Here is an 18,548-nt window from a genome sequence, read left to right as displayed (position 1 = left end):
TGCCGCTCACGATCCGAGCATGGCTGCTACCGCCTTGAAAATAAAGGAACGGCATCCTGGCGCGAGACTTGCTGCTCGCGGCCTGGGCATGTTCCTGCCCGCGGTCCGGATTTACCTGATGTCTGCCGTCTCCTCGTCAGTCGCCTCGCCCAATGCCGAGCAGGCTGCGTCGCGCCGCCGCGCGCCAGAGCGCGGCTCTGATGGCACTGCTTCGCCATTCAGTCTGACTGAGGGTGGCGGTGGCCAGGACGCGCTAGCCACGGTGAAGGATGATACTGCCGCGACGAGGCCGGAGACAGGGGGCAAGGTCGGCGCAGCACAGGAGCAGAAAGCCGCTGCGTCCGCGCCGGCCGCGGTGCCACCCGTGGCGCTGCTCAAGGGAGCCGCCACGGTGGCGCCGGCCGCTGAAACCGCCGAAACAGCTCCGACCACGACCCAACCCAAGTCGGATATCGGCGCGCTCGTCGCCATCGTCGTTGCCGAACAGGCCGCAGCCGGCAAGACGCCCGTCGACGGCAAGCCTGGCGCCGAAGAAAAATCCGGGAATCCGGAGGCGACGGAAACGGCCTCGGCCGACAAACCTGTCGAGACCGCTGTCGTGATGCCAACTCCCGTGCCAGTGACTATCCCGGTCATCGTTACGCTGCCGCTGGTCGGCAGCGATGTTGTCCCGGGAGGCATTGGCGATGAAGCCGCCACGGGCGGCGCGAAATCGGGTCCGAGGATTCGTGCTGGCATGGAGCAGGCAGCTACGCCGGCCCAGGCTATCGTGACAGCCGTCCCGACTGCTGTGGCCGCTGGAATGGCCGAAACCGATGCCGCCGCGCCGACCTTCGAAGGCGATGAGGTCGGCAAGCCAGCGGAGAAGCCGCATACGGGACCGGCGATCGCCGCATCGAAGGACAGTGCAACCGGCCCGGCTGCCAGCTCGGTCGCCGCGGGACAGCCTCTCGGCGAGCTGTTCAAGCCCGTCGAGGCCTTGCAGCAGGCTCCTGCGTCGATCGATCTGTCCGCAGTCGTGTCGCCGCGTTCCGGTAAACCGGAGGGCGTTGCCGGCCTGCCTGACATCGACCCGGCCAAGGCGGGACAGCTGCCGTCGGCCGGTATGCATCGTGGCATGCCCGACGGACAGCCGACGCCTCTCCATGTCGTGCCAATCGAGATCGGCCTGCGTGCGCTTGCCGGCAGCAAGCGCTTCGACATTCGGCTCGACCCGCCCGAACTTGGTCGCGTCGACGTCAATCTCGAGATTTCCGAGAAGGGCGAGGTCAGCGCAAAACTGGTCGTCGATCGTGTCGAGACCCTGCATCTGCTTCAGCGCGATGCGCGGACGCTTGAGCGCGCCTTCGAGCAGGCCGGTCTCAAGCCCTCGGATAGCGGCGTCGACATCACATTGCGCGATCCCAACGATCAGTCCGGTTTCCGCCAGCAGCGACAGGACGACCAGGCGCCGCGCCGTGCCCGCATCGAGCCTGATGCGGCTGATCTGGGCGATGCCTCAGCCATTCCGGCGCAGCCCGCGCCCATCCGCCGCCTCGTCAGGCTCGGCGGCGTCGATCTCAGCATCTGAAGGGGCGCTGATCATGACCGTTTCCAACACCTCGTCGAGCTCCTCCACCAATTCCGCCACCACTCTCAGTGGTGGCTCAAGCTCGATCGCCAATAACTTCGATCAGTTCCTGACGCTGCTGACGACCCAGCTCAAGAACCAGAGTCCGCTCGATCCGCTCGACACCAACCAGTTCACGGCGCAGCTCGTGCAGTTCGCCGGCGTCGAGCAGCAACTCAAGACCAACGAGACGCTGGGCTCGCTGCTCGGCCTCAGCGCCGCCAGCACGGCGACCAATGCCGTCGGCTTCATCGGCGCGACGATTACGGCCGAGGGCGCGACCGCACGGCTGAAGGACGGCGCCGCCTCGTGGAAGGTCAACGCTCCGAGAGGCGGCTCCGCGACCATCACCATCAAGAACTCCACGGGAAGCGTCGTCCAGACCCTGACCAGGAACCTCGATGCGGGTGACCAGACCTATACCTGGGATGGCAAGACCTCGACCGGCGTGAATGCGCCTGCGGGCGATTACACCATCAGCATCGATGCCAAGGACACCACCGGACAGGCGATGACCGCCAAGACCCAGATCAGCGGCGTCGTCGACGGCGTCGACTTCACCAGCTCGATCCCGATGCTCAAGATCGGCACCATCAGCGTCGCCATCGACAAGGTGAAGACCGTGGTGCGGGCGCAGTGAGCATTCGTGCCGATACCGAAATCCGGCGCTATCGCTTTAGGCAATTCTTAAAGCCGCGGTCTTAAGGTCAACACAACTAGGTCTGTTGAGTTGTGTGAGTGTATCATGACCGAGCCGTTGCGACCGCGGGTGAAGTATGTGATCGGCCCGGACGGAAGTCCGCTGACGATTGCCGATCTTCCGCCAATGAATACGCGCCGCTGGGTCATCCGGCGTAAGGCCGAGGTGGTTGCTGCCGTGCGCGGTGGCCTGCTCAGCCTTGAAGAAGCCTGCCAGCGCTACACCCTGACTGTTGACGAGTTCCTGAGCTGGCAGATGTCGATCGACCAGCATGGCCTCGCCGGGCTGCGCACCACGCGCATCCAGCATTACCGTCAATAGGCCGGAGGAGCGGAGCGTTCGCGCTTTGCAAAATCGGTCCTGTCCGGGCACACAGGGCGCGCTGCGAGGCGCGCCCTGTGTGTTTCAGTCGAGCTCGAAGGCTTCCTTGTAATCGAGCTTGAGGCCGGGATCCTGCGCCTCCTTTCGGAGGATGCAGTTGCCGGCGACGAGGACCTCGATCTCCGACCCCATGAAGCAGCGGAAGGCGTCGGTGGCGTTGCAGACGATGGGTTCGCCACGCACGTTGAAGCTCGTGTTGACCAGTACGGGACAGCCGGTCAGTTCCTTGAAGCGGCTGAGCAGCGCATGATAGCGCGGGTTGGTGTCCTCATGCACAGTCTGGACGCGTGCGGAATAATCGACATGGGTCACGGCCGGAATGTCGGAGCGCGGCACGTTGAGCTTGTCGATGCCGAAGAGGGCCATCTCGGCCTCGGTCATGTCGCGGCGACGCTCTTTGCGCACATCAGCGACGAGCAGCATATAGGGCGAGTCCGTATCGAGCTCGAACCAGTTCGCGACATCCTCGCGCAACACCGATGGCGCGAAGGGCCGGAAGCTCTCGCGGTACTTGACCTTGAGGTTCAGCATCTTCTGCATCTGAGGCGAACGTGGATCACCGAGGATCGAGCGGCCGCCGAGTGCGCGCGGACCGAACTCCATCCGACCCTGCATCCAGCCAACCGCCTTGCCCTCGGCCAACGCCTCTGCGGTCGCTTCGATCAGAGCGTCGTCGCCGAGAACCTCGAAGCGTGCGCCGGCTGCCGTCAGCTCGGCCTCGATTTCGGGCTGCGGGAAGCTGGGGCCGAGATAGCTGCCCTGCATTGAATCACTGCCGCCCAGATTGGGTTGGCGCGGGTGGCCGGCGAAGAGATGATAGCCGGCAAGCGCTGCCCCAAGCGCCCCGCCAGCATCGCCGGCCGCCGGCTGGATCCAGAGGCCGTCGAAAATGCCCTCGCGCAGGAGCTTGCCATTGGCGACGCAGTTCAATGCGACGCCACCAGCGAGGCACAGGTTCCTCTGCCCGGTTTCAGCCCGCACCGAACGGGCGAGGCGCAGCACGATCTCCTCGGTCACCGCCTGGATCGAGGCAGCCATGTCCATGTGGAACTGGGTGAGCAACTGTTCGGGCGCACGCACCGGCTGGCCAAACAACGCGGCGAAGCGCTCGTTCGTCATGGTCAGGCCGGTGGCGTAGTTGAAGTAGCTCTGGTCGAGCTGGAAGCTGCCGTCCGGCTTCAGATCGACCAATTTTTCGAGCATCAGGGCGGCATAGCGCGGCTCGCCATAGGGCGCGAGGCCCATGACCTTGTACTCGCCGGAATTGACCTTGAAACCGATGTAATAGGTCACGGCTGAATAGAGCAGCCCGAGCGAATGCGGGAAGTGCAGCTCCTTATGGATCTTGAGATCGCTGCCCTTGCCGATGGCGAGCGTCATCGTCGCCCATTCGCCGACACCATCCATGGTCAGGACGGCCGCTTCCTCGAAGGGTGAGGGGTAGAAGGCCGAAGCGGCGTGCGAGAGATGATGCTCGGTGAAGAGCAGTTTCTCGGGATCGAAGCCGGGCGCGATCTTGCGCAGTTCCTTGCCGATGATGTGCTTCTGGAACAGCTTCTCGCGCAGCCAGAGCGGCATCGCCATGCGGAACGAGCTGAAGCCGCGCGGGGCGAAGGCGAGGTAGGTCTCGAGCAGCCGCTCGAACTTGATGAAGGGCTTGTCGTAGAAGACGACCGCGTCGAGTTCGTCCAACCCGCAGCCGGCGACCGAGAGACAGTACCCGACCGCGCGATGCGGAAAATCGGCATCGTGCTTCTTGCGGGTGAAGCGCTCCTCCTGAGCGGCGGCCGCGATGGTGCCGTCGACGACGAGCGCCGCGGCGCTGTCGTGATACAGGCCCGAGATACCCAGAACGCGCATGCAGGCCCGATCAGAACAGGGTGTAGACGAAGGGCGCCACTGCACTGCCATGCGTCAGCACGAGCAGGCCGCCGAACAACAGGCTGATCAGCAGGATCGGGATCAGCCAGAACTTCTTCCGGGCCTTCATGAAGCGGAAGAACTCTCTCAGAAACGACATCAGGGCTGTCCCATTAGAATTGATCTTTCATCGAGAGCGGCTCCGGTCCCGGCGGATCGCGGGGGATCCAGTAGCTTGCAGCTTCGGGCTTGCGTCGAAGTCTCAGGAAGTCCTTGCCGAGAAGCCGGGCCAGCAGACCGATCGGCGTGAAGACGGCGAAGAACAGCAGCCCGAGCACGATCGGGTTGACGATGCTGCCGAGCAACAGTCCGAAGCGGGTCCACAGCGTGTTCAAAGGCGCGAGCAGCGAAGCGCGCACCAGTGCGACCCCGAGAAAGGCCGCCGCGATTCCGGCGAGCCAGGGCCAGGCTCGGCCGTGGTGCCAGCCATTATAGAGGGTCAGCAGCGCAAACACGCCGGCGAAGACAAGCCCGAAGGAGCGATCGCTCGATCCCTCGACTGCCCCGTGTCCGGAGCGGAATTCGTGATGCTCGCCTTGACCTGCCACCCGGCTCTCCTCCGACGTTGCGTGCTGTCTAGACGATAACCGGGGTCGGAGGAAACGGGATTCCCCAATCTCTGCCCTTGTCCGCTGGCCCCAGAGGCGGGCGGAGGCTGCCGAAACACAGGCCCATCAACAGCATTCTTTACGGCGCGGTGTCAGAAATTAACGGGTTGCTAACCATGCACTGGGAAAAACTTGCCTAGTGAGCGGCGTTGCGCGCGTTGCTCTGACGGGGTTGTGAAACGGATGACGGCGTGAACGGGATCGTCGAGCAGTTTACGAAATTCGGGGCGGCCCGGCTGGCAGCGATGCTGGCAGTCACGCTCGCGCTCATCGGCTTCTTCGGCTTCGTCATGCTGAAGATGTCGCAACCCGCCATGAGTGTGCTGTTTTCGGATCTCTCGACCCAGGATGTGAACGCGATCCTGAAGGATCTCGACACCCGCGGCATCAAGTACGAACTGCGCAGCGACGGCCAGACCGTGCTGGTCGCCAAGACGGATGTGCCGCGCCTGCGACTGGACCTTGCCGGCAAGGGCATCCCCTCCGGCGGCGGCGTCGGCTACGAGATCTTCGACAAGGGCGATGCCTTCTCGTCGACCAGCTTCGTTCAGAACATCAACCACCTGCGGGCGCTCGAGGGCGAGCTGTCACGGACCATTCGTTCGATCGGCCGGGTGCAGGCGGCGCGCGTCCACCTCGTCATCCCGGAGAAGCGCCTGTTCGAGCGCGATCGCGAACCGCCACGTGCCTCGATCGCGTTGAAGCTCGCAGGCGAACTCGATCCGGCCCAGGTTCGTGCGGTTCGTCACCTCGTGGCTTCTGCCGTCGATGGCCTGAAGCCCGAGCGCGTCTCGATCGTCGACGAGCGCGGCCGCCTGCTCGCCGACGGCGCTCAGGGCGAGCAGGGACTAGCCGGGCTCGGGCTCGACGAGCGCCAGACCGCGATCGAGAAGCGAATCAAGACGCAGATCGAGGACATCGTCGCCAGTATCGTCGGCCAGGGGCGGGCGCGGGTGCAGGTCTCGGCCACGCTTGACAGCAACCGCATCGAGAGCCGCTCCGAGACCTTCGATCCCGAGAGCAAGGTCATCCGGTCGAGTCAGAACCGTACCGAGAACTCCGCCAGCAACGAGGCGCAGAACGGCGCCGTCACCGTCGGCAACGAGTTGCCCGGTGCACAGCAGCAAGGGCAGAACGCGCAAAACCAGCGTGACGTCTCCGCCAAGAACGAAGAGGTGGTGAACTACGAGATCTCGCGCACGACTCGAACCGAGGTCCTCGAAGGCGGGCGGGTCAAGAAGCTCTCGGTCGCGGTGCTGGTCGATGGCAGCTATACCCGCAGCCAGGGCAGCGAGCTCGGCTATCAGCCACGCAGCCCGGAAGAACTCGAGCGGATCAATCAGCTGGTTCGCACCGCGGTCGGTTTCGATCAGGCCCGCGGCGACAAGGTCGAGGTCGTCAATCTGCGCTTCGCCGAGGCGCCTCCGGCCGTTGCCGACCTCACCGAACAGACGCTGATGCAGCAGCTGATGTCGTTCACCCGGGAGGACGTCATCCGCCTCGTCGAGATGGGCGTCATTTCGCTGCTGACCTTGATCGTGCTGATGGTGGTGGTGCGTCCGCTGCTGAAGCAGGTGCTGGCAAGCGACAAGTCGGTGCGCGCGATTCCCACCTTCATGCGCAACGGCGTCGCAGTGATCAACGATGGGACCGGTGACCCTGCGAGCCCACGGATCATTGGCCCGAATGGCGAGGTGACGGCAGTTGAGGTCGAGGCTCCGTCCGAGCGGATGCTGGCGATCGCGCAGATCAAGGGCCAGCTCAAGGCGCAGTCGGTCGAGAAGATCGGCGCGATGGTCACGCAGAATCCCGCTGACACGGTTGCGGTGCTGCGCGGCTGGATTCACGAAAAAGCGCCGGCGTGATGGGCTCCTGAGGCATGGCAGCAACCCGATCCATCGCGACACGCAATTCCGGAAGTGACGGAGGCGATGCCTCCGACTTCGACCCCGGACTGGTGCCGATGAACTATGCGGGCATGACCGGGCCGCAGCGGGCCGCTGTCATCCTGCTTGTGCTCGGCGAGGAGCACGGACGAACCATCTGGCAGGAGTTCGACGACGAAGAGATCCGCATCATCACCCGCGCGATGGCCGAGCTCGGAACGGTCGATTCCGACATGGTCGAGCGGCTGATGTTGGATTTCGTTAGCAAGCTCTCCAGCGCGGGTGCGATCACCGGCTCCTTCGATCGCACCATTTCGCTGCTCGAGAAGATCCTGCCTTCCGATCAGGTCGCGCTGATCATGGAGGAGATCCGCGGCCCGGCGGGGCGAAACATGTGGCAGAAGCTCGGCAATATCGATGCCGTCGTGCTCGCGAACTTCCTGAAGAACGAGTACCCGCAGACCATCGCCGTGATCCTGTCGCGCATCCGGCCCGAGCACTCCGCCAATGTCCTGCGCAACCTGCCGAACGAACTCTCGATCGAGGTGGTCGCTCGCATGCTGCGGATGGAGTCGGTGCAGAAGGAAGCGCTCGACCACATCGAGAACACACTGCGCTCGGAATTCGTCGCAACGCTGACGCAGACACGCAGGCGCGACCCGCACGAGATGATGGCCGAGATCTTCAACGGCTTCGACCGCCAGACAGAAATCCGCTTCATGTCGGCGCTTGACGAATCCAACCAGGAATCGGCCACGCGCATCCGCGCCCTGATGTTCACCTTCGAGGATCTCGCCAAGCTTGACCAAGCGGGGCTTCAGACCCTGATGCGGCAGGTCGACAAGGATGTGCTGGCCCGGGCCTTGAAGGGTGCAAGCGAGGACATGCGCGCCTTCTTCTTCGGTGCCATGTCGCAGCGCGCAGCCAAGAACATGCAGGACGACATGCAAAGCCTCGGGCCGCTCCGGCTGAAGGAGGTCGACGAGGCACAAACCAAGATGGTCACCCTGACGAAGGACCTTGCCGACAAGGGCGAGATCGTTCTGTCCAAGGGTAATTCCGAAGACGAGTTGGTCTACTGACGATGAGCACTGCCAAGAAATTCATGTTCGGAACCGATTTTCGCGAGGGCAGCTGGCGTGCTGTCAGCGAAGCGGATCTGGCGGCGGCGCGCTCGGAAGGGTTTGCCGCCGGGCAGGAGCAGGGGCGACGCGAGGCCGACGCGCAGTTGAACGGGCTGCTCGCCCATCTCGTGCGGTCGGTCGAGCGGCTGCTCGTGGAGGAGGACAAGCGCGCCTTCGCCATCGAGGAACAGGCGGCCCAGGTCGCCATCGTGACGGCGCAGACGCTCGCCGGTGCGGCCTTGGCCGAGCGACCGCTCGCAAGGATCGAAGCTGCGGTCCGCGAATGTCTGAGTCACGCCCGCCTCGCTCCGCATCTCGTGGTGCGTGTCCATGAAAGCGCGGTCGAGACGATGGAGAGCATGCTGGCCGGGCTCGCCCGGGAAACCGGCTTTGCCGGCCGCCTCGTTGTCCTTGGTCAGTCCGACATCGGGGCAGGCGATGGGCGTATCGAATGGGCTGATGGCGGCATGGCCATCGACAGCGCCTTGATCGGGCAGAAGGTCGAAGAGGCCGTGCGCAGCATCTTTGGCCATATGCCCCAGTTCAACGCCACGCAGGGAGGATCGCTATGAGCCAGGAGAACGATCTGAACCTGCCGCCGCTGAACCCTGCCGATCTCTCTTTCGACCATAACGCGGCTTCGGTTGCTCGCTCCGGCCCGGTTCCGATCAAGACCGCCGAGGATCTGGAACAGGTCTTCGACGTCCCCGTCACGGTCTCGGCCGTGCTCGGCTCGTCTCGGATCGCGGTCGGCGATCTGCTTCAGATCGGCCCCGGGGCGGTGCTTGAACTCGACCGGCGCGTCGGCGAAGCGATCGACATTTTCGTCAACGAGCGCCTGGTTGCGCGCGGCGAGGTCGTGGTCGTCGAGGATCGTCTCGGCGTCACGATGACCGAAATCATCAAGGCTGACCGCTGATGTCTGCCCGGCCCGCCACGCATTCATTCGGAAAGGCCTGAGCCATGCGCCTCATCATAGTCGGCGGTCTTAAGGGACAGATCATCGCTGCGGCCAAGATCGCCATCTCGCATGGCGCTGCGGTGACCCATACCGACGGCCTCGAGCAGACCCTGGCGGTGTTGCGCGCCAAGGGCGCGGACCTGCTGATGATCGATGTCGCCCAGCCGATCGCGCAGTTCGTCGCGGCGCTGGCGAGCGAGCGCATCCGCACGCCGATCGTCGCCTGCGGTACCTCGACCGACGCCCGCGCGGCGGTTGCCGCGATCCAGGCCGGTGCGCGCGAGTATGTCCCGCTGCCGCCTGATCCGGAGCTGATCGCGGCAGTGCTGGAGGCGGTTGCAGCCGACCAGTCCAGCCTGATCTGGCGCGATCCTGCCATGGAGCGGGTGGTGCAGCTCGCCGGCCAGATCGCGCGCTCGGAGGCTCCTGTCCTGGTGACCGGCGAGAGCGGTACCGGCAAGGAGGTCATTGCCCGCCATCTGCATCAGAAGTCGCTGCGCAAGGACAAGCCCTTCGTTGCCGTGAATTGCGCGGCGATTCCGGACAACCTGCTGGAATCGGAATTGTTCGGCCATGAGAAGGGCGCGTTTACCGGCGCCATCGCGCGGCGCATCGGCAAATTCGAGGAGGCTCATGGCGGCACGCTGCTGCTCGACGAGATTTCCGAGATGGACGTGCGCCTGCAGGCGAAGCTGCTGCGGGCGCTCCAAGAGCGGATGATCGACCGTGTGGGCGGTTCGCAGCCCGTGAAGGTCGATCTCCGGATCATTGCGACCTCGAATCGAAATCTCGGTGAAGCCGTTCGCGAAGGCTCCTTCCGCGAAGACCTGTTCTATCGCCTGAACGTCGTGCATCTGCGGCTGCCCGCCTTGCGCGAGCGGCCGGGCGATATCCTCGTGCTGGCGGATCACTTCGCCAAGAAATATGCCGAGATCAACGGCATGCCTCTGCGCCCGATCGCGGCCGATGCCCGCAAGGCACTCCTCGCCAATGGCTGGCGAGGCAATGTGCGGGAACTGGAGAACACGGTTCACCGGGCGGTCCTGCTGGCCCAGGGCGCGGAGATCGGGCCTGATGCGATGGTGACGCCGGAAGGCGAGACGCTCGGGCTGTCGTCAGGTCATGACGTCGCAAGCCGTGTCGTTCAGACGGCAGAGGCCGTCACGCGCGGGCTGGTGGGGCGGACCGTTGCCGATGTCGAGCGCGACCTGATCCTCGATACGCTGGACCACTGCCTCGGCAACCGTACGCATGCGGCCAAGATCCTCGGCATCTCGATTCGCACGCTACGCAACAAGCTGGGTGAATATACTTCGGCGGGCATTGCGGTTGCCGAGCCGGGCCAGGCGCGCGTCAGCGTCGCCTGATCCGGGCGGGCCTCCGTTTCGAGCGTCAGTAATAGTACCGACGGCGATAATACGGGCGGTAATACGGACGATAGTAAGGGCGATAGTAAGGGCGATAATATCGGGGGCGATAATAGTATCTCGGCCGATAATAAGGCCGATACCCATAATAACGTCGTCTGTAGTAGGTGCTGTACTCGGCGTCGGCCTTGTCCAGCGCCTCGCTGGTTTCGGCGGCGAGCTTGCCATCATCCTTGGCCGGTTCGCGGGTGGGGATGAGCTTGGGCTCGGCCGCTTCGGCGACGGCCAGGCCGCCAAGGCTGGCCGCGGCCATGCCGCCGAACAGGGTCATCATGAACGAACGTCTATCCACGGCGTCCTCCCAGACAGGGTTTCGGCCACCCTTTCGGTATCCACGAAATGGTGCGGTATGATAACGCAGGTCCCAGCGCATTGTTCCGGCCGATCGCGCTCCCTCTCGTATCGGCACTCCCAGCGGGCTCAATCCGCCGCATTCAAAGGCCGCGCGACGCTCTCCAGCGGCCGACGCTCGGCCCTGACGGCGTAGAGCGCCGCAATGACGGCCGCGGCCAGCATGAGGGCCGCGCCAAACAAGTAGCCGCCGAAGACGCTTGCTCGCGATCCGGTGTCGATCAGCGCGCCGAACAGCCAGGGGCCGGCAACGCCACCCGCTCCGGTGCCGATGGCGTAGAAGACTGCGATGGCAAGCGCGCGCATCTCGACGGGGAAGGTTTCGCTGACCGTCAGATAGGCCGAGCTTGCAGCGGCTGATGCGAAGAAGAACACGACGCTCCAGCACAGGGTGAGTTGGGGGGCCGTCACCAGATCCTGAGCGAACAGATAGCCGGTGCCGGCCAGCAGGAGCGCCGACAGGGCATAGGTCGCTGCGATCATGGTGCGCCGGCCGAGCGTATCGAAGAGCCGGCCGATCAGCAGCGGACCCAGGAAATTGCCGGCGGCGAAGGGCAGGATGAACCAGCCGATCAAATGCGACGGCACCTGGTAGAAATCGGTTAGGATCAATGCGTAGGTGAAGAAGATCGCATTGTAGAAGAAGGCCTGCGAGACCATCAGCGCCAGCCCGACCAGCGCGCGCTGGCGGTGTGTGACGAAGAGGGAATGGAACACCTCGCCGAGCGGCGTCGCGGGGCGTGGCCGCAGGCGGATTTGCGCCAGGCCTTCACTGGTGCTGTAGCTGACGCCGGCCAGCGTCTCGATGCGTGTCACGATCGCGGCCGCCTCCTCGGCGCGGCCATGACTGAGCAGCCAGCGCGGGCTTTCAGGAATCCAGCGCCGCAGGATGAGAATGACCAGACCGAGCGCCGCACCGATGAAGAAGGCAAGCCGCCAGCCCAGTTCAGGGTTGATGGTTGCGGGGTCGAGCAGGATGATCGCTCCGATCGCGCCCATGGCAGCTCCGACCCAGAACGAGCCGTTGATGACGAGATCGGTCCAGCCACGGACGCGCGCCGGCACCAACTCCTGAATGGTCGAGTTGATCGCGGTGTATTCACCACCGATCCCCATACCGGTGAAGAAGCGGAAAATCAGGAAACTTGTGACGTTCCATGAGAACGCCGTCGCGGCTGTGGCTGCGAGATAGACGAGAACGGTGATGCTGAAGAGGCGCTTGCGGCCGAGCCTGTCGGTCAACCAGCCGAAGAACAGGGCGCCGAGGACGGCGCCGGCGATATAGGCGGCACCGGCAAGACCGATCTCCGTATTGGTGAAGCGCAGCACCGGGCTTTCCTTCAGTGCGCCCGAGACCGAGCCGGCAAGCGTCACTTCCAGCCCATCCAGGATCCAGGTGATCCCGAGCGCCACCACGACCAGCGTGTGGAAGCGCGACCATGGCAGGCGATCGAGCCGGGCCGGGATATCCGTCGCGATGACCGCGGGCGGAGCCGCGTTATGTGGCGGCATGACGATCTCCCTCTGGGTCTGGCGTGCCGTCATGGCTTCGCCTCATGCGAAGAAGGCGGTGCCCCTCGGCACCGCCTTCTCGAAACTCTGCGGCCTAGCGCACGATCACATCCCGGCGTAGCACCACGGGACGGCGATAGCGCGGGGCGGGGCGGCGCACGACGCCGCGCTCGCGCACGACGACCGGGCGCCGGTAGGCCGGACGCGGCCGTCGAACGACGGTGCGTTCGCGGACCACCACCTGATTGAAATCGGCATCGGCACGATCAAGCGCGGCCTTGGTTGCAGCATTCAATTCGTTCGCAGGCAGCATCTCCGGCGTCGGGGTGGTCTTGTCCATCGCTGCCTGGGCCATGGCGGTTCCGCCAAGCCCGGCCGCGGCGAGGCCACCGAAAATGCTCAAAACAAAGGAACGTCTATCCACGAATATCTCCAATCAAGTCGGCCAGAGAAGCCAGTATGTCGACCCCACCCGCGAGTTGTCCGGCCGAATGGGGCCAGAAGGCGGCAATTCAATAACCAACCATTCAGGAAGGGGTTCCACGGCCGGATTTTCTGCCCGGCTTAACCATTCGTTCACCATGAACCCGGCAAGAATTGCCGGGTATCGTCGCGGAAGCTGGAGGGGCATGGTTGCCTGACGGCCGCGTCGCGACGGGGAGTGGACTGGTCGATGACGGACGTGACGGCGGGTGCCGGTGGCGGTTTCAAGATCCCCAGCGGCGGCGCCATGGGGAATTTCCTCAACCGGCCCGACCTGTTCCTAGCCATTGGCGTCATGGGCATCCTCGTGGTGCTCATCTTCCCGCTGCCGGCGCTGCTGCTCGACCTGCTCCTGGCCTTGTCGATCATCCTGTCCGTGCTGGTGCTGATGACGGCGCTCTTCATCGAGGAGCCGCTGGAGTTCTCGGCCTTCCCGACCGTGCTGCTGATCGTCACGATGCTGCGGCTGGCGCTCAACCTCGCCTCGACGCGCCTGATCCTTGCTCATGGCCATGAAGGCAGCGCGGCCGCTGGCCACGTCATCGAGGCCTTCGGCAACTTCGTGATGAGCGGCAATTTCGTGATCGGGGTGATCGTCTTCACCATCCTGATCATCGTCAATTTCGTGGTCATCACCAAAGGTTCGGGCCGCATCGCCGAGGTTGCGGCGCGATTCGCCCTGGACGCGATGCCCGGCAAGCAGATGGCGATCGACGCCGATCTCTCGGCCGGCCTGATCGATCAGGACGTCGCCAAGGAGCGCCGCAAGGCGCTGGAGGACGAGGCCAATTTCTTCGGTTCGATGGACGGTGCCTCGAAATTCGTGCGCGGCGACGCCATCGCCGGCCTGCTCATCACCTTCATCAACGTCCTCGGCGGCATCATCATCGGCGTCGCGCAGCAGGGCATGGGCTTCGGCGATGCGGCGCGCGCCTACACGCAGCTGACCGTCGGCGACGGCCTCGTCAGCCAGATTCCGGCCCTGATCGTCTCAACGGCGGCCGGCCTGCTGGTCTCCAAGTCAGGCGTGCGCGGCGCGGCCGACAAGGCGCTCGGCAGGCAGCTCTCAGGCTACCCGAAGGCGCTCGGCATGTCGGCGGCGGTGATGCTGCTGATCGCGGTCCTGCCCGGTATCCCGATGCTGCCCTTCCTGCTGCTCGCAGGCGGTTCGGCCTGGCTCGCGCGCCATTTCGGCCGGATCGCCAAGGCTAGGGAAGTCGAGGTGGCGGAGGCTGCGCAGGCTGCATCGCCGCTTGCTGCCGACGGCACGCCGAAGGAGGAGACACTCAACGATCTGCTCAAGCTCGACGAACTCAAGATCGAGATCGGCTACGGGCTGCTACCGCTGGTCAACGCGGCGGGCGGCCAGGATCGGCTGACCGATCAGGTCAGGGCGCTGCGCCGCCAGCTTGCTGCCGAGCTCGGCTTCGTGATGCCGGCGGTGCGCATCGTCGACAACGTCCAGCTCGAAGCAAACCACTACTACATCAAGATCAAGGAGATCGATGCCGGGCACGGCATCGTCTATGCCGGCCAGTTCATGGCCATGGACCCGATGGGCGGCAGCGTGAACCTGCCCGGCCATAATGTGCTGGAGCCGACCTTCGGCCTGCCTGCGACCTGGATCGATGCGTCACTGCAAGACGAGGCGCAGCTGCGCGGCTTTACCGTGGTCGATGCCGCCACGGTGATCTCGACGCATCTGACCGAGGTGCTGAAGTCGCATATGCCGGAGCTGCTCTCGCATGGCGAGGTGCAGAAGCTGCTGCGCGAGCTCCCCAAGGACCATGCCGACCTCGTCAAGGAAATCGTGCCGAGCCAGATCTCGACCACCGGCATCCAGCGCGTGCTGCAATTGCTGCTCGCAGAGCGCATCTCGATCCGCGATCTCGCCACCGTCGTCGAAGGCATCGCCGAAGTCGCCGGCGGCATCAAGAATCCGCGCGACATTGCCGAACATGTTCGGGTGCGGCTCGCGCGGCAGATCTGTGCCCAGTTCTCGAACCAGCAGGGACATTTGCCGATCATTACGCTCTCGCCGGCCTGGGAGAGCATCTTTGCCGAATCGATCGTCGGCCAGGGCGAGGATCGGCATCTGGCCATGCAACCCTCCCGCCTGCAGGAGTTCGTGCATCAGGTGCGCGACAAGTTCGAAGACGCAGCGCGTATCGGCGAGATGCCGGCGCTGGTCACCTCGGGCATGGCACGACCTTTTGTGCGCCAGATCATCGAGCGCTTCCGGCGCGAGACGCCCGTGCTGTCTCAGGGTGAAATCCATCCGCGCGTCCGGCTGAAGACGGTTGGAAGCGTCTGAGCCGGCCTCAGCGGCGCACGACGACAACGAGATAGCGTACCGGCTCCGGTCCGGGGTTGCTGAAGCTGCAATCGCTGGGCGGGCCGAGCTCAAGGCAATCCCCGGCCTGCAGCCGCCTCATCGCCTCGCCTTCGCGGAAGTCGAGCGTGCCGGACTGCACCCAGATCTGCTGCCTGATGAAAGCGTAGGAGTCTGCGGGATACGAGATGCGCGCTCCGGGCGGCAACTCGGCATCGACCAGTTCGATGCCCGCTTCGCCAGTCGGCGAAATGGCGCGCCGCGTGAAGCCGGTCTCCGGATCGCGCCAGAATGGTTGATCTGCGCAGCGTCTGAGAAACTCGCTCGGCGTCTCGGCTCGCGCGAGAAGGTTCGACAAGGTCAGCCCGAAGGCACCGGAAAGTCGACCGAGCAGAACAGCGGTCGGGCTCGCTTCTCCCCGCTCGATCTTGCTGATCATCGCGCGGGAGACCCCGGATTTGTCGGCGAGATCGCTCAGGCTCCAGCCGCGACTTTCCCGCTCGATCCGCATGCGGTCGGCGAGCATTGACGTCAGGTCGTCCATTATCATAGCGTCAAATCTTCTATAGTGGATGAGCCGGAGTGCAACCCATGACAGGCGGCGCGGATGCGCAGGATGCACGCCTGCGTCACGCCCATGCAGCCGTCGCCAATCCGGCATTGGTCCTGTCGTTTCGGCATCGCTAAGGACCGGGTCATGTCGCGCAACGCCTTCTATTTCGCCCTGATGTGCCTGGTTTGGGGGCTGACCTTCCTGCCGGTCAAGATCGGATCGGCCCATGTCCCGCCGATCTTCCTCGCGGCGGCACGATTTTCGATCGCCGGGGTCCTGATGTTGCTCTGGGCCGGGCGCGACGTTCTCGCCGTTCCGCCGGCGGCTCGGCGCCGCCTGCTGGTCACCGCGCTTCTGGTGAATACGGGCAATTACACTTTCCTGTTCTGGGGGACCGCCCATGCGCCGTCTGGGCTCGCCGCCGTCGTCAACCTTGCGACGATCCCGATCTACACGCTGATCGCGAGCCGCCTGATCGAGGGGCAGCGGGTCACCGGCCCACGCATTGCGGCCATCGTGCTCGGGCTCACCGGGCTGTGCTTTCTGTTTGCCACGCGGGCTTCCAGCGGCTGGAGCGCGGCGCATGGCGATCCGATGGAGATCTGGGGGCTGGCGGCCGTGGCCTTCGGCACGCTGCTCTACTGCTTCGGGGCCGTACTGACGCGGCGGATCGCCGGGACCATGCCGACGCTGACATTGGCCGGCTGGCAGACGGTGATTGGCGCGCTCGGCCTCGCGGCGGTCTCGTTCGCTGTCGAGCCGGTCACGCTCGCTGACATGCGCTTGCTCGGAGAGTGGCCGGTCTGGCCGGCGCTTGCCGCACTGGTGTTCGGCGGCTCCCTGATCGGCTTCACCATCTACATGCGGCTGCTGCGCGACTGGGGCGCCTTTCATGCCGGGCTCTACGCCTTCGTCAGCCCCGCCATTGCGGTCACGGCCGGAGTCGTCGTGCTGAACGAGCCATTCGGCCTGTCGGAGGCAATCGGCGCGGTGCTGATGTTTGGCGCAGCCGCAATCGCGCTCAGGCGCTGAGGCCATGTTCTAGCGCGTGATGCTGCCCGCCTTGTCGGCATTATGCTTGTCAGGGCGGCGGCGCGATGCGGGTGTTCTTCCTGAGCTGGCTGCGCTCGAAGGCCAGCACGATCGGCAGCGAAATCACCAGCGGCAGGATCAGGTAGAACAGCCGCCAGATCAGCAGCGCCGCGAAGACGGCTGGCGCCGGCACGCCTGGCATGACCGCGAGGAAAACCGCTTCCATCACGCCGACCCCGCCCGGTACCTGGCTGAGCAGCCCAGCCGAGAAGGAGAGGAGGAAGGCGCCAAGCACGATGAAGAAGCCGGGGTTTCCCTGATCGGGCAGTGCGAAATAGATGATGCCGGCGGCGCCCATCAGTTCCAGCGGCGCGGCGAGATACTGCCGTGCAACGACCGGCAGACGGGGATAGATCAGCTCGAACTTGCCGATCTTGAGCGGCTTGAACTTCAGCCAGGAGCCGATTGTGTAGAGCCCGACGAAGGCAAGCAGCCCGAAACCGATCAGTCGGGCTGTCGTGTCGCCGAGGGTGAACCAATGCGAGAGCCGACCGAGCGGACGCAGGATCTGAGGCTCCCCAATCAGGACGAGCCCGAGCAGCAGAATGGTTCCGAAGGCGAAGGTGAAGGAGCAGAGCGCCACCAGAACTGCGACATCGGCCGTTGTCAGGCCCTTCGCGGTATAGGCGCGGAACCGTACCATGCCGCCAGAAAAGACCGAGGCGCCGATATTGTGCGAGAGCGCATAGGTCACGAAGGAACAGAGGGAGATATAGGGCCAGGAGATGCCCTTTTCCTTGCCAAGATGGATCAGGGCAATGCGATCATACCAGGCAAGCGCAGCGTAGGCGACGAGCGTTGCGAGAGCTGCGTGCAGGAAGGCGTCCGGCGAGATCAAGGCGATCTTCTGGCCGATGCCTGCCGCAATGATCTTGACGTTCTGCCAGAGGGTTCCCTGCTCCAGCAACGCCTGGACGGCGCCGTCCGTGCCGGCCTCGGCCTTGAGCTTGTCCCAGAGCAACTCGACCGACCAGACGACCGCGACGAGACCGATGAGCGGCCAGAGATAGTCGAGATAGCGTTTCATGAAACCGGCAGGCTGCGAGGAGGCGTCGAAGGCGGTGTCGCGGCGCGCAGGGGAAGGCCTGGGGAAGCCGGCCGGAGCGAACCTTCGCCTGTGTGCCAGCGAGGGAGGGCGAGGGCAAGCGGCGTTGCCCACGCCCGGCCGGTTCGGAGGGCCTATTTTCCGTTTTTCTTCAGCCAGTCCCGCATGAAGGCGATCTCCTTCTCCTGGGCGGAGACAACCTCCGTGGCGAGCTTCTTGATCTCCGGGTCCTTGCCATGGGCAAGCACGATCTTGGCCATGTCGATGGCGCCCTGATGATGCGGAATCATGCCACGAACGAAATCGGCATCGGCGTCGCCGGTGAAGGAGGTCGCCATGTCCTTGTGCATCTTGTCATTGGCCGCCTTGTAGGCCGTCGTCGCCGGTGTGTCCGCAGCGCTGGCCGCCGAGCCCTGCATGGCGCCGTGCCCCTGATGCTGCTGCGCAATGGCGACACCGCCCAGTGCCGCGATGCCGAAAAGAGCGGCGGCGAGCTTCAGCTTTACATGTCTGGCCATCGAGAGAATCCTTGTCCGTTTGAAGCGGTGCGCCACGGCTTCACCT

19 protein-coding genes are annotated in these 18,548 nt (G+C 64.6%); 10 read left to right on the top strand and 9 right to left on the bottom strand.

The window, feature by feature from the left end; all coding sequences use genetic code 11:
* Positions 1-118 precede the first annotated feature (118 nt).
* The 3 genes from FG93_RS20960 (at position 119) to FG93_RS20950 (ending at position 2,630) form a co-directional block, all read left to right on the top strand.
* Positions 119-1,570 (top strand): flagellar hook-length control protein FliK, encoded by a 1,452-nt coding sequence (locus FG93_RS20960; protein WP_152579544.1) that lies wholly within the window; start codon positions 119-121, stop codon positions 1,568-1,570.
* 13 nt (positions 1,571-1,583) lie between these two features.
* Positions 1,584-2,249 carry a flagellar hook assembly protein FlgD gene (locus tag FG93_RS20955; protein ID WP_043237954.1) on the top strand — a complete coding sequence of 222 codons (666 nt, stop codon included), beginning with the start codon at positions 1,584-1,586 and terminating at the stop codon, positions 2,247-2,249.
* 105 nt (positions 2,250-2,354) lie between these two features.
* Positions 2,355-2,630, top strand: a complete 276-nt coding sequence (locus FG93_RS20950; protein WP_038359348.1) for a DUF1153 domain-containing protein — start codon at positions 2,355-2,357, stop codon at positions 2,628-2,630.
* A gap of 84 nt (positions 2,631-2,714) precedes the next feature.
* Here FG93_RS20950 and FG93_RS20945 read toward each other — a convergent pair whose 3' ends face one another.
* Genes FG93_RS20945 through FG93_RS20940 form a run of 3 tightly spaced genes read right to left on the bottom strand, consistent with a single transcriptional unit; the run spans position 2,715 to position 5,158 of the window.
* Positions 2,715-4,550 carry a carbamoyltransferase gene (locus tag FG93_RS20945; protein WP_043237950.1) on the bottom strand — a complete coding sequence of 612 codons (1,836 nt, stop codon included), beginning with the start codon at positions 4,548-4,550 and terminating at the stop codon, positions 2,715-2,717.
* 10 nt (positions 4,551-4,560) lie between these two features.
* Complete coding sequence (locus FG93_RS33240) at positions 4,561-4,710, bottom strand: DUF5989 family protein (protein WP_162835449.1); 150 nt, start codon at positions 4,708-4,710, stop codon at positions 4,561-4,563.
* Positions 4,711-4,723: 13 nt separating this feature from the next.
* A complete protein-coding gene (locus tag FG93_RS20940; RefSeq protein ID WP_043237948.1) occupies positions 4,724-5,158 on the bottom strand; it encodes an SxtJ family membrane protein in 435 nt (144 codons plus the stop codon).
* A gap of 251 nt (positions 5,159-5,409) precedes the next feature.
* Here FG93_RS20940 and fliF point away from each other — a divergent pair, with 251 nt between their 5' ends.
* The 5 genes from fliF (at position 5,410) to FG93_RS20915 (ending at position 10,556) form a co-directional block, all read left to right on the top strand.
* Entirely contained in the window at positions 5,410-7,083 is a 1,674-nt protein-coding gene (gene fliF / locus FG93_RS20935; protein ID WP_043237946.1) for a flagellar basal-body MS-ring/collar protein FliF, read from the top strand.
* Between the two features lie 98 nt (positions 7,084-7,181).
* A complete protein-coding gene (fliG, locus tag FG93_RS20930; protein ID WP_043238261.1) occupies positions 7,182-8,186 on the top strand; it encodes a flagellar motor switch protein FliG in 1,005 nt (334 codons plus the stop codon).
* Between the two features lie 2 nt (positions 8,187-8,188).
* A complete protein-coding gene (locus FG93_RS20925) occupies positions 8,189-8,800 on the top strand; it encodes a FliH/SctL family protein (protein ID WP_052514001.1) in 612 nt (203 codons plus the stop codon).
* A complete protein-coding gene (gene fliN, locus FG93_RS20920; protein WP_043237944.1) occupies positions 8,797-9,147 on the top strand; it encodes a flagellar motor switch protein FliN in 351 nt (116 codons plus the stop codon). Before FG93_RS20925 ends, fliN begins: the two co-directional genes overlap by 4 nt.
* Before the next feature lie 44 nt (positions 9,148-9,191).
* Entirely contained in the window at positions 9,192-10,556 is a 1,365-nt protein-coding gene (locus tag FG93_RS20915; RefSeq protein ID WP_043237942.1) for a sigma-54-dependent Fis family transcriptional regulator, read from the top strand.
* 25 nt (positions 10,557-10,581) lie between these two features.
* Here the strand turns inward: FG93_RS20915 and FG93_RS33170 are convergent, their stop codons facing one another.
* The 3 genes from FG93_RS33170 to FG93_RS20900 form a co-directional block, all read right to left on the bottom strand.
* Positions 10,582-10,908 carry a hypothetical protein gene (locus FG93_RS33170; RefSeq protein WP_152579543.1) on the bottom strand — a complete coding sequence of 109 codons (327 nt, stop codon included), beginning with the start codon at positions 10,906-10,908 and terminating at the stop codon, positions 10,582-10,584.
* A gap of 128 nt (positions 10,909-11,036) precedes the next feature.
* Positions 11,037-12,479 carry an MFS transporter gene (locus FG93_RS20905; protein ID WP_244448682.1) on the bottom strand — a complete coding sequence of 481 codons (1,443 nt, stop codon included), beginning with the start codon at positions 12,477-12,479 and terminating at the stop codon, positions 11,037-11,039.
* A gap of 94 nt (positions 12,480-12,573) precedes the next feature.
* Positions 12,574-12,903: a hypothetical protein gene (locus FG93_RS20900; RefSeq protein WP_152579542.1), complete on the bottom strand. Its 330-nt coding sequence runs from the start codon at positions 12,901-12,903 to the stop codon at positions 12,574-12,576.
* Positions 12,904-13,209: 306 nt separating this feature from the next.
* Between FG93_RS20900 and flhA the strand changes: the two genes are divergently transcribed.
* Complete coding sequence (gene flhA, locus FG93_RS20895; protein WP_244448681.1) at positions 13,210-15,276, top strand: flagellar biosynthesis protein FlhA; 2,067 nt, start codon at positions 13,210-13,212, stop codon at positions 15,274-15,276.
* 7 nt (positions 15,277-15,283) lie between these two features.
* Here flhA and FG93_RS20890 read toward each other — a convergent pair whose 3' ends face one another.
* On the bottom strand, positions 15,284-15,838 hold the full coding sequence (locus tag FG93_RS20890) for an XRE family transcriptional regulator (RefSeq protein ID WP_348270487.1): 555 nt from the start codon (positions 15,836-15,838) through the stop codon (positions 15,284-15,286).
* A gap of 153 nt (positions 15,839-15,991) precedes the next feature.
* On the opposite strand from FG93_RS20890, the gene FG93_RS20885 reads away from it, so the two are divergent.
* The gene (locus FG93_RS20885; RefSeq protein ID WP_043237933.1) at positions 15,992-16,879 is read left to right on the top strand and encodes a DMT family transporter; all 888 of its coding nucleotides are present in this window, start codon (positions 15,992-15,994) and stop codon (positions 16,877-16,879) included.
* Between the two features lie 49 nt (positions 16,880-16,928).
* On the opposite strand, the gene FG93_RS20880 is transcribed toward FG93_RS20885, so the two are convergent.
* The gene (locus FG93_RS20880) at positions 16,929-17,966 is read right to left on the bottom strand and encodes a YbhN family protein (RefSeq protein WP_043237930.1); all 1,038 of its coding nucleotides are present in this window, start codon (positions 17,964-17,966) and stop codon (positions 16,929-16,931) included.
* A 152-nt stretch (positions 17,967-18,118) separates the two neighbouring features.
* Positions 18,119-18,502 (bottom strand): DUF305 domain-containing protein, encoded by a 384-nt coding sequence (locus tag FG93_RS20875; RefSeq protein ID WP_043238251.1) that lies wholly within the window; start codon positions 18,500-18,502, stop codon positions 18,119-18,121.
* Positions 18,503-18,548: the final 46 nt, after the last annotated feature.

Source organism: Allobosea sp. LC85 (assembly GCF_000735605.1).
Lineage (GTDB): Bacteria > Pseudomonadota > Alphaproteobacteria > Rhizobiales > Beijerinckiaceae > Allobosea.
The sequence above is the reverse complement of the archived record's forward strand: the minus strand, read 5'-3'. Positions and strand labels throughout refer to the sequence as shown.

What these genes read in the sequence shown, in the direction of transcription:
- FG93_RS20880 (WP_043237930.1), bottom strand. Translation starts at nt 17,966, where the DNA reads ATGAAACGCTATCTCGACTATCTCTGGCCGCTCATCGGTCTCGTCGCG.
- flhA (WP_244448681.1), top strand. Translation starts at nt 13,210, where the DNA reads ATGGGGAATTTCCTCAACCGGCCCGACCTGTTCCTAGCCATTGGCGTC.
- FG93_RS20955 (WP_043237954.1), top strand. Translation starts at nt 1,584, where the DNA reads ATGACCGTTTCCAACACCTCGTCGAGCTCCTCCACCAATTCCGCCACC.
- FG93_RS20945 (WP_043237950.1), bottom strand. Translation starts at nt 4,550, where the DNA reads ATGCGCGTTCTGGGTATCTCGGGCCTGTATCACGACAGCGCCGCGGCG.
- FG93_RS33240 (WP_162835449.1), bottom strand. Translation starts at nt 4,710, where the DNA reads ATGTCGTTTCTGAGAGAGTTCTTCCGCTTCATGAAGGCCCGGAAGAAG.
- FG93_RS20960 (WP_152579544.1), top strand. Translation starts at nt 119, where the DNA reads ATGTCTGCCGTCTCCTCGTCAGTCGCCTCGCCCAATGCCGAGCAGGCT.
- FG93_RS20875 (WP_043238251.1), bottom strand. Translation starts at nt 18,502, where the DNA reads ATGGCCAGACATGTAAAGCTGAAGCTCGCCGCCGCTCTTTTCGGCATC.
- FG93_RS20905 (WP_244448682.1), bottom strand. Translation starts at nt 12,479, where the DNA reads ATGCCGCCACATAACGCGGCTCCGCCCGCGGTCATCGCGACGGATATC.
- fliG (WP_043238261.1), top strand. Translation starts at nt 7,182, where the DNA reads ATGAACTATGCGGGCATGACCGGGCCGCAGCGGGCCGCTGTCATCCTG.
- fliN (WP_043237944.1), top strand. Translation starts at nt 8,797, where the DNA reads ATGAGCCAGGAGAACGATCTGAACCTGCCGCCGCTGAACCCTGCCGAT.
- FG93_RS20890 (WP_348270487.1), bottom strand. Translation starts at nt 15,838, where the DNA reads ATGGACGACCTGACGTCAATGCTCGCCGACCGCATGCGGATCGAGCGG.
- FG93_RS20925 (WP_052514001.1), top strand. Translation starts at nt 8,189, where the DNA reads ATGAGCACTGCCAAGAAATTCATGTTCGGAACCGATTTTCGCGAGGGC.
- FG93_RS20915 (WP_043237942.1), top strand. Translation starts at nt 9,192, where the DNA reads ATGCGCCTCATCATAGTCGGCGGTCTTAAGGGACAGATCATCGCTGCG.
- FG93_RS20885 (WP_043237933.1), top strand. Translation starts at nt 15,992, where the DNA reads ATGTCGCGCAACGCCTTCTATTTCGCCCTGATGTGCCTGGTTTGGGGG.
- FG93_RS20950 (WP_038359348.1), top strand. Translation starts at nt 2,355, where the DNA reads ATGACCGAGCCGTTGCGACCGCGGGTGAAGTATGTGATCGGCCCGGAC.